Below are 15,154 nucleotides of genomic sequence, written 5' to 3' on the forward strand. Positions count from 1 at the left end.
TGTGAATTTAAAATTTCCTTAAGTGCTTTTTCAGTATGATTATCTTTTGATATTGTATAAATTAAATCTTTTAACATATGTTTTTACCCCCTTGTGAATATAATAAAAAATAATATTAACTGGCGATTTTTTATTAAAATGATAGCAAAATGATAATATTATTTTAATATTGTAATTTTATATATGTATGATTTTATAATTTATATTTCAATATGTCAATAGTAATAATAGATTTATTGATTAATTTTTTAATATTACATTTATATTTAAATAAAAATGTGTTGCTGGCATGTACAATATGCCAGCAACACTTTATAGTACATTATGAACGAAAGCTACAATTTTATCTATGGGAATATCTACTAATGATCCAAAATTATTATTGTTTTTAGAATTATGATAGTTAGGACAATTATTATAACAACCATCAGTTGGATCACTATCAGAAGAGCTATCGCAAGAATTTCCAAGAGAACAATCAGGTGCAGGACCTATTTTAGTTATTAATCTAAGAAAATATTTATTTGTATCCATTAGAACTCCTGAAAATCCAGATCCAGATTCTCCTCCACTTGCTGTAAATATAGTTATTGACTTTCCAATATAATTATTCAGATTGTCAAGAAAATTTATAGATCCTATGCTATAATTTTCATCTTCACAGTCATCTGAAGTTGAAGTAGTGCAATTTTCATCTTCTGGTTCACTAGGAGCTTCACATAAATTATTTTCATCTTCTGGAATTTTACAGTTATCCTCTATACATGGACTTTTATTCAGAGTATTTTTACTATTGTCTTTTTGATGATCTCTGTGATGTCTTCTATGATGTCTATTGTGATGAGTTCTTTTATGTCTGTTCAAAATAATATCACTCCTTTCATAAAATCTACTCTAAGATAAAAATTAAATCTATATTAAGCACCACCAATAAATGGAAAAATATGATGGTGCTTTGTAATCTTGAATTATATTATTATATTGAATTGTGAACAAAAGAAGCTATCCTTGATATAGGAATATCTACTACTGAACCTTGATTGTAGTGTTTATTTGGCATACCTCCATGACATGGATCATGCATAGCACCATTATCCTGAGAACAGGAATTATATATTGCACATGATGGTGCAGAACCAATTTTGACTAATAATCTTACATAATCACTATTAACAGACATTAAAACTCCTGAAAATCCACCTCCAGATTCTCCTCCACTTGTTGTAAATATGGTTACAGTTTGTCCTGTGAATTTTGCTAAATGATTTGCAAAGTTACATCCATTATTCAAATTGTTTCCCTCCTTTTAAACTTGTGTATTAGGATTTTAGTCCTAATTCATAATATGTTTATTATTCAATAGGTGACAACAATATTGAGTATATTTTAAATTTAAGTTATGAAATATGATATTACATAGTAAAAGTGGATTATAATATTTTTAAAATACTATAATCCACTTTAGAGTAAATAAATATTTAGTTTATAATTTTTACTGCATCTCCATTATTTAAAAATGTTTGACCTTGATCTATTATGTTATCTCCAACTTTGATCTTTGATGAGATCACCTCTGTTAATGTACCGTTTGAAATTCCAGTGTCTACAGATATTTTTTGCACTTTATTATTTTTTACTATATAAAGATAGGACACTCCATTTTCAATTCTTATAGCTTGATTTGGAACAGCAATTACATCTTTTTTGCTCTCATCTGGTAATGAAATTTTAGCAAACATTCCAGGCTTTAAATCGCCATTTGAATTATCGAGTTTTATCTTTACCGTGTATTGTTGAGTAGTGCTATCTACATCAGGGCTTATAACGCTAATTGTGCCTGTAAAGTTTTTATCTGATAGAGAAGGTACTACTACTTTTAATGATTGACCAACTTTAATTTTAGAAAGCATTGTATCAGGTACTGATATTTTGGCAATTATAGAATCAGATTTCACTATAGTAATACATGGTTGAGTAGAAGAAGACATTTCACCTACATCTATATTTACAGCAGAAACTGTTCCAGAAACAGGGGATTTTACTATATTGTCTTCTATTTGAACTTTAATTGATTCAAGTGCAGCTTGTGCCTGTTTTAACTGAGCTTCGGCAACTTCAATTGATTCTGGTCCAATTTTTTCTTTAATTAAGTTTAAATTTTGCTGTGCTGAAGACAAGGAAGATGATGCACTGTCCAACTTTGTCTTTGCAGAATCAAGTTCTTGCTTTGTTGCAGCACCAGCAGAATAAAGTTTTTGTATTCTATCATAGTTTGTCTTTGCATCATTATAGTTTATACTAGATGATTTCACTGACTGTTCAGCTTGTATGAGTTGTTGTTCTAGTCCTGAGCTCTTTGTTTTATCTAAGGTTGCATTTGCAGAATCTACATTTGCTTGTTGCTGTTTTAATTGGGCATTTAAACTACTTGAATCAAGTGTAAACAGTACATCTCCAGCATTTACCTTGCTTCCTACTTTTACATTTAAAGATGAAACTTTTCCCGGAACTTTTGGAGATACTGAAATTTCTTTATCACTAGTTAATTGTCCAGAATAATTTACAGTTGTAGATATTGATGCAAGAGAAGCTTTAACTACGCTTACATTTTTCACATCGCTTTGGGTTGTAACTTTTTTATTTTTAATAATATTATGTACTATTGACACTATTATTAAGAGAGCTAATATACATAATACTATTTTCCAGATGCTTTTTTTTGATTTCATTACACTACACCTCTTGGATTTCTGATTTCTTTTTTCTGTTTTTAAATATATGTTGTTTTAAATCGTCCATTAATGTATATACAACAGGAAGTATTATTGGAGTTAAAATTGTAGAGGCAATCATTCCGCCTATAACTACTACAGCCATACTTGATTTTAATTCACTTCCTTCACCTATGGATAGTGCAGCTGGAAGCATACCTACAATCATAGTGGCAGAAGTCATTATAATAGGTCTAAGTCTTGTTGTTCCCGATTCAATTAGAGCATCTTTTAGAGTATTTCCTCTCTTTATAAGGGTATTAGTATAGTCAATTAAGAGAGTACCATTTTTAGAAGCTAATCCATCCAGCATAATAAGCCCTATAAGTGACATCATATTTAAGGTTTTTCCAGTTGCAGCAAGTATTATAAGTGCACCTATTAGAGCACAAGGAAGTGATATCATTCTTATAAATGGTGTTAAAAAAGATTCATAGAGTACAGTAAGTATCATGTAAATCAATATTAAGGAAATAATCAGAGCTTCAATAAGTGATGTAAAACTGTCAGACATATCTTGCTGACCACCTCCAAATTTGATCTCATAACCAGAAGGAACTGAAAGAGACTTCAATTTTTTTGATAAATCTAAACTTACAGCACCTAAAGTTCTTCCTTGAATATTGGATGTTACTGTAGCTACATCTTGTCTATCTTGTCTTGATATAGATGAAGGACTGTCAGATCTTGTTACAGAGGCAATTTGACTTATTGGAATTTGCTCACCTAATTGATTTGATATTTTTATACTTCCAATATCTTCAGGAGTTTTTATATCTCCATTTTCAAATTTTACTGTTATATCATAATCATTTCCATTAGTTCTGTATACTCCAGCAGAAGATCCTTGTATAGCAGTTCTAAGTACTGTAGATATGTCAGATGTAGATATTTTATAATATGATGAAGCTAATTTGTCTACATTAACTCTGATTTCACTCTTATTTGACTTTGTAGAATTACTTACATCAGTAGTACCAGGAATAGATTTTACTATATTTTCAACTTTATCGGATATTTCTGAAATAGTTGTAGAATCATCACCTAATATTTCAACAGATATAGGATCACTGCTTCCTCCACCCATGCTTGATTCTGTAACTGAAAACTTTGTACCAGATAAGTTATTATTTCCCCAAGCTCGTACTTCTGTTGCTAATTCAGATTGAGATTTTTTCCTCTCTTTTTTAGGACTTAGATTAACAATTATACTAGCAGAATTTGAAGTAATTGAAGATACACCATTATTACTTGCTCCAATCATAGAATAGTAGCTATCAATTTCAGGAATTTTGCTTAGGTATTTTTCAACCTGTCTTACTTTTTCATCCATTTGTTTTAAAGTACTTCCTGAGTCAAATTTCATATTTATGTTGAAATAATTTTGATCTGTTACTGGCATAAGTTCTGTTCCTATTCCACCTATTGGTATCAATGCAATTGAAGCTATTAAAGCTGCTATTGTTATAGCTAATGTTTTCTTCCTATGATCTAAGCACCATATAAGAGCCTTTCTATAAACTACAGTAATTGAGTCTATAGATCTTGAAATTGAATCCAGCAGTTTGAATAATTTAGTTTTTTTAATTTTCTTTAAAGCTTTAGAAGGTTCTTTTTTATCTGACTTGTTATATAGTCTAGATGCAAGCATTGGAGTTATAGTAAAAGAAACAAACAGTGAAAACAATGATGCAACTGCTATTGTAAGTCCAAATTCTTTAAAGAATTTACCTGCCATTCCAGATATAAATGCAACTGGAACATATACTACTACGTCACATAGAGTTATTGCTATAGCAGCAAGTCCTATTTCATTACGACCATCTATGGCGGCATTTATAGGATCTTTTTTCATTGACAGATGCCGTTGTATATTTTCAAGTACAACTATGGAATCATCTACAAGTATTCCTATACACAAAGACAATCCCATTAAAGACATTATATTTAAAGTAAAGTTTAGTACATACATCATAAAAAATGTTGAAATAAGGGATGTAGGTATTGCTATTAGTACTATAAGTGAAGATTTCCAGCTTCTTAAAAATAATAGTAGTACAATAGCTGTTGTTATTATACCTTCTATTAGACTTCTCTTTATTTCATAAAGTGATGAATTTATAAATTTTGTAGTATCATAAGCAACTACAACGCTTATATCTTTGGGAAGAGATTTTTTAAGCTTGTCTAATTCGGATTTTATATTATCCACAGTTTCAACTACATTTGCGTCACTTTGTTTTTGGATACTTATACCTATTGTATTTTTACCATTTAGTCTAAGATACATATTTTCGTCTGGATATTCTAAATTTATTTCTGCAATATCTGATAGATGAACAGTGCCTCCATTTGTAGTTGGTATTGATAGATTTTTAACTTCATCTATATTTTGAAATTGACTCATGACTCTTACTGATTCGTTTAAATAATTTTGCTTTATTTCACCTGCAGGCAGGTTTATGTTATTTGCATTAAGGGTACTAATAAGTGTAGTTACACTTACATTATAATTTTCCAGTGCAAATTTATTTAATTTAATCATAAGTTGTTTCTTTTTAATTCCATCTAAAGTTACATTTCCAACTCCTTGAATTTTTTCTAGTTGTTCTATAAGTTTATTAGACTGATCATACAATTCATCGTAGGATGAATTTCCAGATACTGAGAGATATAGAACTGGCATTGCATTTGTATCTACTTTGAATAGAACTGGTTTATCAGCATTTTTAGGTAAAGTACCTTGTACATTGTCTATGGCTTTTTGTACGTCTAAAAATGCCGTATTCATATCAACATTCATTTTGAATACTATGACTGTTTGACCTATTCCTTCACTAGCTGTAGATTGAATTTTATCAATACCACTTATACCTGAAACCGCATCTTCTATTGGCTTTACAACGTCTGTTTTGATGTCATCAGCACTTGCACCAGAATAAGTTGTTGATATTGAGATTACTGGTACATCCATTGAAGGCAGTAGATCTGCTCCTAAGTGTCTATATCCGAATATACCAAGTCCAACTAAAAGTAATATAACCATAGTTATTGCGGCTGGTTTTCTTACGGATAGTTTAGTTAAGTTCATTTTTTCCCTCCTTGTATTATTAGTTAAATTCATTTGAAATCTAATTTTATATATTTAAATTTTTACTATTAGCTAGTGCTTTTATATAGATAAGTTAAATTATATATTTATGTGAATTAAATTTCAATAAATATATCTATTGCATAAAAACTTATATAATAGAAAACCAGAGTAAGTTATACAAATTTACTCTGGTTTTACTGTTTAAAACTTAATTTTAAAAGAAGATTCTCCTTTGGAAATATCTATTTCTCTGGAAGATATTTTTTCTACATGGGCAAATCTGTTAGATTCTTTTAAATTTTGGATGAAGTATTTTAAATTATTTTCCTCACCTTGAATTTCTATAGAAACAGATCCATCTAACATATTTTTTACCCATCCTGTTAGATTTAATTTAGAAGCGAGAGAATATGTAGTGTATCTAAAGCCAACACCTTGAACCATTCCATATACGTTTAGTGCATACCTTTTCATTATAACCTTCCTTTTTAAGTTTTTTTATAATATCAATTATATATTACTAAATTTTTTGCAGCTATTAAAGATTTTTTTGTAATATGTTAATATGTAATAGAGCTATATTAAATTAGATGGAGAGAATGAATATGGATATTTTAAAAAAAATAAAAGAGGCTGCAAGTTATATATGTGAGAATACTAAATATAAACCTGAAATTGGAATTATACTTGGATCTGGCCTTGGAGATATTGCAGAAGAAATAGAAGATAGGGAAGTATATGAGTATAAAGATATACCAAATTTTCCTGTATCTACAGTTAAAGGGCACAGAGGAAGACTTGTTATAGGAAAATTTCAGGGAAAAGTTGTTTTGGCAATGCAAGGAAGATTTCACTACTATGAAGGGTATAGCATGGATCAGGTTACATTTCCTGTAAGGGTTATGGCACTTCTTGGAATAAAAAATCTTATAGTTACAAATGCAGCAGGTGCAGTGAATTTAAATTACAAGCCTGGACAGCTTATGCTTATAAAAGATCACATAAATTTATCATTTAATAATCCACTTATAGGTAAGAATATGGATGAATTTGGAGAAAGATTTCCTGATATGTCAAATGCCTACGACAAAATATTTAGAAATGCTGTAAAGGAAATAGCTAAAAAATATGATATAGATATTCAAGAGGGAGTATATGTGTGCATGAGTGGACCAAGTTATGAAACTCCAGCAGAGATAAATATGATAAGGACAATTGGAGGAGATGCAGTAGGAATGTCTACTGTTCCTGAAGTAATAGTTGCAAATCACAGTAAAATTAAAGTTATAGGAATATCATGTATGACTAATATGGCAGCAGGAGTACTAGATAAACCACTTAATCATAAAGAAGTAATTGAGACATCTCGAATTGCAGGAGAAAATTTTAAAAAGCTTATTAGAGGTATAATTTCTGAACTTAAATTTGGCAATTAGTCTTATATGTAGATATATAAAAATAACAGTACGCAAATTTGTGCACTGTTATTTTTGTTGATCCTATTTTGCAATTAATATAGGAATGGATACGAAATGCTTTATTTTATCTGTTACTGTTCCAAAAATTAAATCTGAAATTCCATGATGACCATGTGTTCCAAGTATAAGTATATCAGGAGAATACATATTTAAAATATGAACTATTGACTTTGCAGCTTTACCGTAACCTATTTCACAGGTTACATTTTTAAAATTCATGGCTTTTAATTGCTTTGCATAGATGTTTAATTTCTTTAAATCAATTTTGCTTTCAACATCATTTATCTTAGTTCCATATATATTTGCACCTGCACTTTCAACTACATGAATTAAGATTAATTTTGTATGATATTTAGCTAAATTTACAGCATGCGATAATACTGCTTCATCATTTTTTGTAAAATCTAATGCAAGTGCTATAGAATTATAGGGATTAATACTATTTATTTTTGGAATGTGCATAGTTCCATGTATGTCAATAGTTTTTCTAGATTCATTATTTATAAATGGTTCTAAAAATATATATAGGAGAAGTATACCTAAAACTACACAAAGTAAAACTATAGATAAATAGGCAAGTTTTGATATTCCTGAAGAAGAAGCCCAACTTTTTAAGGTTTCAACAACTAAGGATATATTTAATACTACGATTATAAATGCCATTATCCATGCTGCTATTTTAGATTTTAGAGATATTACAAAGTCATTCATTAAAGATTTATTTCCAACAAAGTGTATAAGAGGAATAATTGCAAAAGAAAGTTGGAGGCTTAGTAAAACTTGGCTTAAAATTAAAAGACTTCCACTTGAGGATTCGCCAAAGTATATTATAGTGAATATAGAAGGTACAATTGCAATTATTCTTGTTATAAGTCTTCTTACCCAAGGTTGAACTCTCAAGTTTATAAAACCTTCCATTACTATTTGTCCTGCATAAGTTCCAGTAATAGTTGAAGATTGACCAGCGGCTATAAGTGCTACACCAAATAATATAGGAGCCAAGGTATTTCCAAGTAATGGTTCAAGAAGCTTGTGGGCTTTTAAAATATCATCTACACCAAAGTTGCCACTTCTGTGAAATACTGAGGCAGCTAGTATTAATATGCCTGCATTAACTAAAAATGCAAGACTTAATGCAAAAATTGAGTCTATATTATTAAATTCAATTGCTTGTTTAATACCTTTTTTAGTTTTTTCTATATCTCTTGTTTGAACTATTGATGAATGTAGATAGAGATTATGGGGCATTATTGTGGCACCTAGTATACCTATGCCAATATAAAGTGCTTCGCTATTTGGAATGTTTGGTATAAATCCAGACATAATTCCAACGTAATCAGGTTTTGATATAATTTCTACAAAGAAACTTATACCTATAATTGCGATTAAGCATAAAATAAAAGCTTCCATTTTTCTTATTCCTAGTTTGTCTAAAATGAGAAGGAGAAAGGTATCAAAACCTGTTATAATAACACCGTATATCATTGGAATTTTAAAAATCAAGTTTAATCCTATGGCACTTCCAAGCACTTCTGCAATATCAGTTGCAATAATTGCAATTTCACATAGTATCCATAGTAGATAGTTTATTTTTTTACCATAATGACGCTTACAAGCCTGCGCAAGGTCATAACCTGTGACAATTCCTAGTTTTGCAGATAATGTTTGAAAAAAAATTGCCATTATATTTGATATTAAAATTACCCATATAAGTGAATATCCAAATTTACTGCCACCTGCTATATCTGTTGCCCAATTTCCTGGATCCATGTATCCTACGCTTACCAGATATGCAGGGCCAACAAAAGCAAGTAGTTTTTTATAAAAATTATTTTCTTTTGGTATCTTTACTAAATTTTTGTTATCTTTCATATTAAGTCACCTTCTTTTTTAATAGTTATTAAATCATATTGAATATTATATAATAATATAATAATGTAGAAATATCAATAAATATTTTCAATAAATATTTTTAAATTTTAGTTTTTTTGATATAATATACTTTGTAAGTTAAAAATGTATTATATATATGTTATAGATGCTTTATTTAATTTAATTGCAAATAAAATAATTGAGAGGTGTTTTGTATTAATAATAAGAATATTAATGTAAATGAAAGAATTAAAGTAAAGGAAATTAGACTAGTGGGAAATGGATCTAGTCAAATTGTTAAGACCAAGGAGGCACTTAGCTTAGCTAGAGAAAAAGGGCTTGATTTAGTTATGGTATCTCCAGCAGCAAATCCCCCTGTATGTAAAATAATGGATTATAAGAAATTCCTCTATGATAAATCCAAAAAAGAAAAAGAAGCTAAGAAAAAGCAAAAAGTAGTTGAAGTAAAAGAAATAAGACTAAGTGTTACAATTGAAGAAAATGATATAATTGTAAAAGCAAATAATGCAAAGAAATTTATAGCAAAGGGAAATAAAGTAAAGGTGTCAATAAGGTTTAGAGGAAGACAGAATAATTATACCTCATTAGGTAGAAAGGTGTTTGATACGTTCTTAGAAAAAATGGGAGATATTGTATCAATTGAAAAGAAGCCTAAATTAGAGGGAAATAATATGATTATGGTATTGGCTCCAAAGAAAAGTTGAATATTTAATAAAAAGTAGATATAAATATATTATATATAGATATTAAAGAAGTCTTGTAAGTGGTATTAAAAATACTGATTACAAGGCTTTTATGATATATCATTTTAATTATAGATATAAATTATAGCATTCTCATTAGTTTAATATAAAATGCTTTTATGAATTTTTTTATATTTATATGTATAGAACTTTTTGAAAAATTTGATCCATTTTTAAGTTCAAGCATTCTCTTTCGAACTGCTTCAAATTCAAAAAATTCTGCAGCATAATCTTCAAATTTAGGACTTGAATAGTCTATAAGTCCAATAGATGCTACATGATTTATAGCTTGTGATATAGATCTTCTAATACGCTGTTCAGAGGCTTTTACTTCTTTTTGCAAAGTTTCATTAGTATAATTTGAATTTGTTTTACTTAATTTTTCTTTTGATATTGATATAAATATAGTTTTAAGCCTTGGAAAATTATTTTCTAATGACCCATTTTTTGAATTAAGATAAAGATATTTCATTATAGATATAATATCAGTGCTACCATTTTCACTTAATATTCCAAGTTCGCTTAAAATAAATTCACTACATGTTATTATATTTTTATTTGAATTTGTATAATTTTTTGTATGGTTAGTTGTATTTTTTAAAAAGTTCAACGTGTCTTGAATTTTATAAATTGATTTTTCAAGCCTTATGTTTTCAATTACATTTTTTATAACTCCAACTACTTCAAGGCTGTTTATTGGTTTTGTTATATAGTATTGTACTCCTAAAGAATATGCTCTCCCTATTGTATCTTTATCTTCTAATTGTGATATCATTATGAATTTCCCACTAAAGGAGTTTTTTAATTCCTCTATTACTTGTAGACCATCTTTAAATGGCATTAATAAATCGATTAAAACTATATCAACTTTTTTAATCTCAAGGATGCTTGGAGTTATAGAGGAGCCACTTTTACTTTCACCTACAACGGTTCCAAGATCATTATCTTCTATTATGTCACTTAGCATATATCGTATTGCATCATCATCATCTATAATAAAAAAGTTCATTTTATCATCCTTCCTTTATTAGTTTGTCAATCGAAAGTTTTATTGTAAATATAGTTTCTTTAGTATTTGAATTTACTGATATACTTCCATTTAAAGCATTTATAAGGTGGCTTACATATGCAAGTCCCATACCATTTGAGGCCTTTCCAGTTTTGTCATATTTGGTTGTATATCCTGGCTTGAATATTAGATGTTGTCTTTTTAGTGGTATGCCAGGACCATTATCATATACCTTAATTTCTAAAGTGATACTATCTATTTTATTGATTACAATTTTTATTTTCCCAGTTTCAGGTATGGCTTCTATAGAATTTGAAACTAGATTATTCAAAATTGATAGCATTGTATAAACGTGAAGTGGTGGAATAGTTATATCCACTTCATGTTCAAATTTTATATTTTTATTTGTGAAAGATGAATATTTTTTATTTGTTTCAATAACTATACTTACTATATCTAATGGATTCATGTAGTCTTTATGGTTTTTTGATGAAATTATTTTTGAAAGACCTGAATATATTCTCTGATTATCCTTTTTGATTTCGTGTATTTCTCCTGCTATTTCAAGTAAATTTTCCGAAAATATTTTTATATCATTGAAATTATGAGAAGGGTCTTTAGATTTCCTATATAAATTATAACATTTAGTAGTTATGTCTTCAGCATAGGTTAGAGATTTTTTTAATTGTACTGCTTCTTCATATAAATTTGAAATTAGAAGTAACATATATTTATTTTGTTCTGCTTGTTGTTTTGCTTTTTCTTTGATTTCATTTAGTTTTATTATATTGAAAAATCCAAGTACAAAAAAGCTTCTTATTATTGCGATTATCAATAATAAAAAAATAGTTAGTGGACTTATTATAGTATTTTTAAATATAATATGACGCAAAATTATTTCAAATATACTTGAGGTCATATCACTAATTACAGCAATAAAGCCAAGGCGCATAGGATAGTTATGGAGTCTGTTTACAGATACAATGTAAAATATAGAAGAAAATATAAAATAGTAAAAAAAAGCTGGGAAATTTACTAAAAACGCATTGTAGAAGCTGAAATTATTTTGAAAGATTATATCTAATATAATTCGAAAAAATACTACAGATACACCTACACAGCTTCCACATAGTATAAGTGGAATTTTTTTTATCCATAATAGTAAAAATAGAAATATTGTAGTACTGAAACTTATACGAAATGTATTTTGAAATGGATAGATCTTTAATTCACCAGTTAAAGGAATAGTTATTACCATTATTATAAGTATAAATATATCATCTTTAATTTCGGAATTATTAAATTTAAACTTACTTATTGAATTATCCAAATTATTAATCCTCCTCTCCCTCCAATTTGAGATGATTATACTAGTCATAATTATATCATGTCAAGGGACATAATTTTCAATTCTGTTTTCTAATTTGTCAGAAAACTATGTATTTATTATAAATTGATTTATAAAACATAATATATTCTATAAACTTAAAATTTAAAAACAATAATTATAATTTTGAGTAGTATTTTATAGTATTGTGTAATTTATATATTAATATTAAGTTGATAGATATTGTTATGAATAAACAGTCTATAAAACTTGTAATAAAAAATAAAAAAATTAGAATTTAAAATCTATTCTTTTGAGAATTTTTAAATGATTAATTAAATTATAATTCAATTAATTTATATTTTAGCAGAATAAGGGGGACAATTTATGAAAAAAATAAAAAAGAAGAAATTTGGACTTGCTTCACAAATTGTTATAGGATTAGTGCTTGGAATTATTGTAGGAGCAGTTTTTTATGGAAATCCTAATGTGGCTACATATTTACAACCTGTTGGAGATATATTTTTGCGACTTATAAAAATGATAGTTATACCTATAGTTTTTTCATGTCTGATAGTTGGGGTAGCTGGAGTAGGAGATATGAAACAACTTGGCAAATTAGGAGTAAAGACAATAATTTATTTTGAAATTATGAGTACAATTGCAATAGTGCTTGGACTTGTAATTGCAAATTTATTTCATCCAGGAATAGGTATAAACATGAGGCATCTTTCAAAGATGAATATAAGTAGTTATGTAGATACTGCAAAAAGTACAGCACATAGTGGATTTAAGGAAACTCTTGTAGGAATAGTTCCAGATAACTTATTTAGTTCACTTGCAGATGGTAATATACTTCCTATTATATTTTTTGCAGTTATGTTTGGTTTAGGTGTAGCAGCTATTGGTGAAAAGGGAAAACCAATACTTAAACTTGCTGAAGGAATATCTGAGGTTATGTTTTGGATAACAAATCAGATTATGAAAACTGCACCTATTGGAGTTTTTGCACTTATAGGCGTAACTGTGTCTAAGTTTGGCTTAAAATCACTTGTACCACTTGGTAAACTTATGTTGACTGTGTATGGAGCTATGGTATTTTTTATAGTTGTAGTTATGGGTATAGTTGCAAAGATAATTGGAAATAATATTTTCCATTTGCTAAAGATTTTAAAAGAAGAATTAATTCTAGCTTATACTACATCAAGTTCTGAAACTGTACTTCCAAGACTTATGGTTAAAATGGAGGAATATGGATGCCCGTCATCTATAGCTTCTTTTGTTATACCTACAGGATATTCATTTAATCTAGACGGTTCAACACTGTATGAGGCTATAGCCGCAGTATTTATTGCACAGATGTACGGAATACATCTATCTATATTTGCTCAAATAAATCTTGTTATAGTACTTATGATAACTTCAAAGGGTATAGCTGGAGTACCAGGAGTATCTTTTGTAGTTCTTCTTGCAACTCTTGGAAGTGTTGGAATTCCTATAGAAGGACTTGCATTTATTGCAGGTATAGATAGATTACTTGATATGGCAAGAACAGTAGTAAATGTAGTTGGTAATTCACTAGCTGTTATAGTTGTATCAAGATGGGAAGGGAAGTATAATGATGTAAAGGGTAAAAAGTATTTTGATTCCGTTATAGGATATAATTATAAAACTGCCGTTAATCAAGAATAATCTACAATTTTATGGTATAATTTTCTTGTGAATTTTATTTTATACTTTATTGCGAGATATTGATTGGAGGAGTTATATGAAAAAATACGTTGTTGGTGTAGATCTTGGAGGTACTAAAATTGCCGTGGCATCATCAGATCTAGATGGAAATGTAATATATGAGAATACAATTGCTACAAATGCAAGTGAAGGTGAAAGTGCTATATTAAATAGAATTATAACACTTATAGATGAAGTTATTAAAAAGTCAAAAATTAAGACTGAAGATATAGTGTGTATTGGAATTGGATCTCCTGGACCTTTAGATAGTGAAAAAGGAGTGATTATAACAACTCCTAATCTTCCATTTAAAAATTTTCAAATAGTTAATCCTATAAGAGAAAAATTTAATATACCTGTTGTCTTAGATAATGATGCAAATGTAGCGGCTCTTGGAGAGCATAGATTTGGTGCAGGACGTGGCACTAGTAATATGATTTTTATAACAGTTTCCACAGGAATAGGGGCAGGTGCTATATTAAATGGAAAGTTGTACAGAGGAAATACTGGAAATGCACTTGAAATAGGACATGTGACTTTAAAAGAAGATGGACCAAAATGTAATTGTGGAAATTATGGATGTGCAGAAGTAATGTGTTCAGGTACTGCAATAGCAAGACAGGGAAAAGAAGCTGTACATAAAAATATGGAAACATCACTTAAAAAGTATGAAAATATTACTGCAAAAGATGTTTTTAATGAAGCGGAATTAGGAGATAGTGTAGCTAGTAGTATAATAGACGAATCACTTAATTTTCTTGGTATATTTGTAGCAAATGTGCTAAATTGTTTTGATCCTGAAGTTGTAGTTATAGGAGGAGGAGTTTCAAAGGCTGGCAAAATTGTCTTTGATAAAATAAATGAAGTTGCCTCTAAAAGGAGCTTTAAGCACATATATGATAATGCAAAAATTCTTCCAGCAGAACTTGGAACTGATGCTGGAATTAAAGGTGCTTTGGCACTTGCAATAAGTAGCATAGTTGAATAGGTTAAAATAGACATGAGAACTTATATATCTCATGTCTATTTTGTTGTCCATTTAGAAAACCACCTGCTATGCAGGTGTGTTCAGAAGAGCTTAAGCGTTGAAAAAAAATACCTCACTTTG

General features: G+C 28.7%; 12 protein-coding genes. 4 read left to right on the forward strand and 8 right to left on the reverse strand.

The genetic code is table 11. From position 1 onward, the window contains the following. Positions 1 to 312 precede the first annotated feature (312 nt). From H2684_RS12380 to H2684_RS12085, 5 genes are all read right to left on the reverse strand, one after another. A complete protein-coding gene (locus H2684_RS12380; protein ID WP_243159346.1) occupies positions 313 to 864 on the reverse strand; it encodes a hypothetical protein in 552 nt (183 codons plus the stop codon). A 112-nt stretch (positions 865 to 976) separates the two neighbouring features. Further along, entirely contained in the window at positions 977 to 1,291 is a 315-nt protein-coding gene (locus tag H2684_RS12070) for a hypothetical protein (protein WP_182089649.1), read from the reverse strand. A gap of 187 nt (positions 1,292 to 1,478) precedes the next feature. Continuing rightward, complete coding sequence (locus H2684_RS12075) at positions 1,479 to 2,729, reverse strand: efflux RND transporter periplasmic adaptor subunit (RefSeq protein WP_182089650.1); 1,251 nt, start codon at positions 2,727 to 2,729, stop codon at positions 1,479 to 1,481. Between the two features lie 4 nt (positions 2,730 to 2,733). Then, entirely contained in the window at positions 2,734 to 5,862 is a 3,129-nt protein-coding gene (locus H2684_RS12080; protein WP_182089651.1) for an efflux RND transporter permease subunit, read from the reverse strand. Between the two features lie 204 nt (positions 5,863 to 6,066). Beyond that, a complete protein-coding gene (locus tag H2684_RS12085; protein WP_182089652.1) occupies positions 6,067 to 6,339 on the reverse strand; it encodes an acylphosphatase in 273 nt (90 codons plus the stop codon). Positions 6,340 to 6,470: 131 nt separating this feature from the next. On the opposite strand from H2684_RS12085, the gene H2684_RS12090 reads away from it, so the two are divergent. After that, positions 6,471 to 7,301 carry a purine-nucleoside phosphorylase gene (locus tag H2684_RS12090; RefSeq protein WP_182089653.1) on the forward strand — a complete coding sequence of 277 codons (831 nt, stop codon included), beginning with the start codon at positions 6,471 to 6,473 and terminating at the stop codon, positions 7,299 to 7,301. A gap of 63 nt (positions 7,302 to 7,364) precedes the next feature. Here H2684_RS12090 and H2684_RS12095 read toward each other — a convergent pair whose 3' ends face one another. Next, entirely contained in the window at positions 7,365 to 9,215 is a 1,851-nt protein-coding gene (locus H2684_RS12095; protein ID WP_182089654.1) for an Nramp family divalent metal transporter, read from the reverse strand. Positions 9,216 to 9,421: 206 nt separating this feature from the next. Here H2684_RS12095 and infC point away from each other — a divergent pair, with 206 nt between their 5' ends. Further along, positions 9,422 to 9,940 carry a translation initiation factor IF-3 gene (gene infC / locus H2684_RS12100; RefSeq protein ID WP_182089655.1) on the forward strand — a complete coding sequence of 173 codons (519 nt, stop codon included), beginning with the start codon at positions 9,422 to 9,424 and terminating at the stop codon, positions 9,938 to 9,940. Positions 9,941 to 10,061: 121 nt separating this feature from the next. Here the strand turns inward: infC and H2684_RS12105 are convergent, their stop codons facing one another. Both H2684_RS12105 and H2684_RS12110 read right to left on the reverse strand, forming a co-directional pair. Further along, positions 10,062 to 10,988 carry a response regulator gene (locus H2684_RS12105; RefSeq protein WP_182089656.1) on the reverse strand — a complete coding sequence of 309 codons (927 nt, stop codon included), beginning with the start codon at positions 10,986 to 10,988 and terminating at the stop codon, positions 10,062 to 10,064. Positions 10,989 to 10,992: 4 nt separating this feature from the next. Next, positions 10,993 to 12,318 carry a sensor histidine kinase gene (locus H2684_RS12110; RefSeq protein ID WP_243159347.1) on the reverse strand — a complete coding sequence of 442 codons (1,326 nt, stop codon included), beginning with the start codon at positions 12,316 to 12,318 and terminating at the stop codon, positions 10,993 to 10,995. A 384-nt stretch (positions 12,319 to 12,702) separates the two neighbouring features. On the opposite strand from H2684_RS12110, the gene H2684_RS12115 reads away from it, so the two are divergent. After that, positions 12,703 to 14,007, forward strand: a complete 1,305-nt coding sequence (locus H2684_RS12115) for a cation:dicarboxylase symporter family transporter (RefSeq protein WP_207719474.1) — start codon at positions 12,703 to 12,705, stop codon at positions 14,005 to 14,007. Positions 14,008 to 14,083: 76 nt separating this feature from the next. Continuing rightward, on the forward strand, positions 14,084 to 15,034 hold the full coding sequence (locus H2684_RS12120; RefSeq protein WP_182089657.1) for an ROK family protein: 951 nt from the start codon (positions 14,084 to 14,086) through the stop codon (positions 15,032 to 15,034). Positions 15,035 to 15,154: the final 120 nt, after the last annotated feature.

This window comes from Clostridium sp. cel8, assembly GCF_014050525.1.
Lineage (GTDB): Bacteria > Bacillota > Clostridia > Clostridiales > Clostridiaceae > Clostridium_B.

What these genes read in the sequence shown, in the direction of transcription:
- H2684_RS12075 (WP_182089650.1), bottom strand. Translation starts at nt 2,729, where the DNA reads ATGAAATCAAAAAAAAGCATCTGGAAAATAGTATTATGTATATTAGCT.
- H2684_RS12080 (WP_182089651.1), bottom strand. Translation starts at nt 5,862, where the DNA reads ATGAACTTAACTAAACTATCCGTAAGAAAACCAGCCGCAATAACTATG.
- H2684_RS12085 (WP_182089652.1), bottom strand. Translation starts at nt 6,339, where the DNA reads ATGAAAAGGTATGCACTAAACGTATATGGAATGGTTCAAGGTGTTGGC.
- H2684_RS12090 (WP_182089653.1), top strand. Translation starts at nt 6,471, where the DNA reads ATGGATATTTTAAAAAAAATAAAAGAGGCTGCAAGTTATATATGTGAG.
- H2684_RS12095 (WP_182089654.1), bottom strand. Translation starts at nt 9,215, where the DNA reads ATGAAAGATAACAAAAATTTAGTAAAGATACCAAAAGAAAATAATTTT.
- H2684_RS12105 (WP_182089656.1), bottom strand. Translation starts at nt 10,988, where the DNA reads ATGAACTTTTTTATTATAGATGATGATGATGCAATACGATATATGCTA.
- H2684_RS12115 (WP_207719474.1), top strand. Translation starts at nt 12,703, where the DNA reads ATGAAAAAAATAAAAAAGAAGAAATTTGGACTTGCTTCACAAATTGTT.
- H2684_RS12120 (WP_182089657.1), top strand. Translation starts at nt 14,084, where the DNA reads ATGAAAAAATACGTTGTTGGTGTAGATCTTGGAGGTACTAAAATTGCC.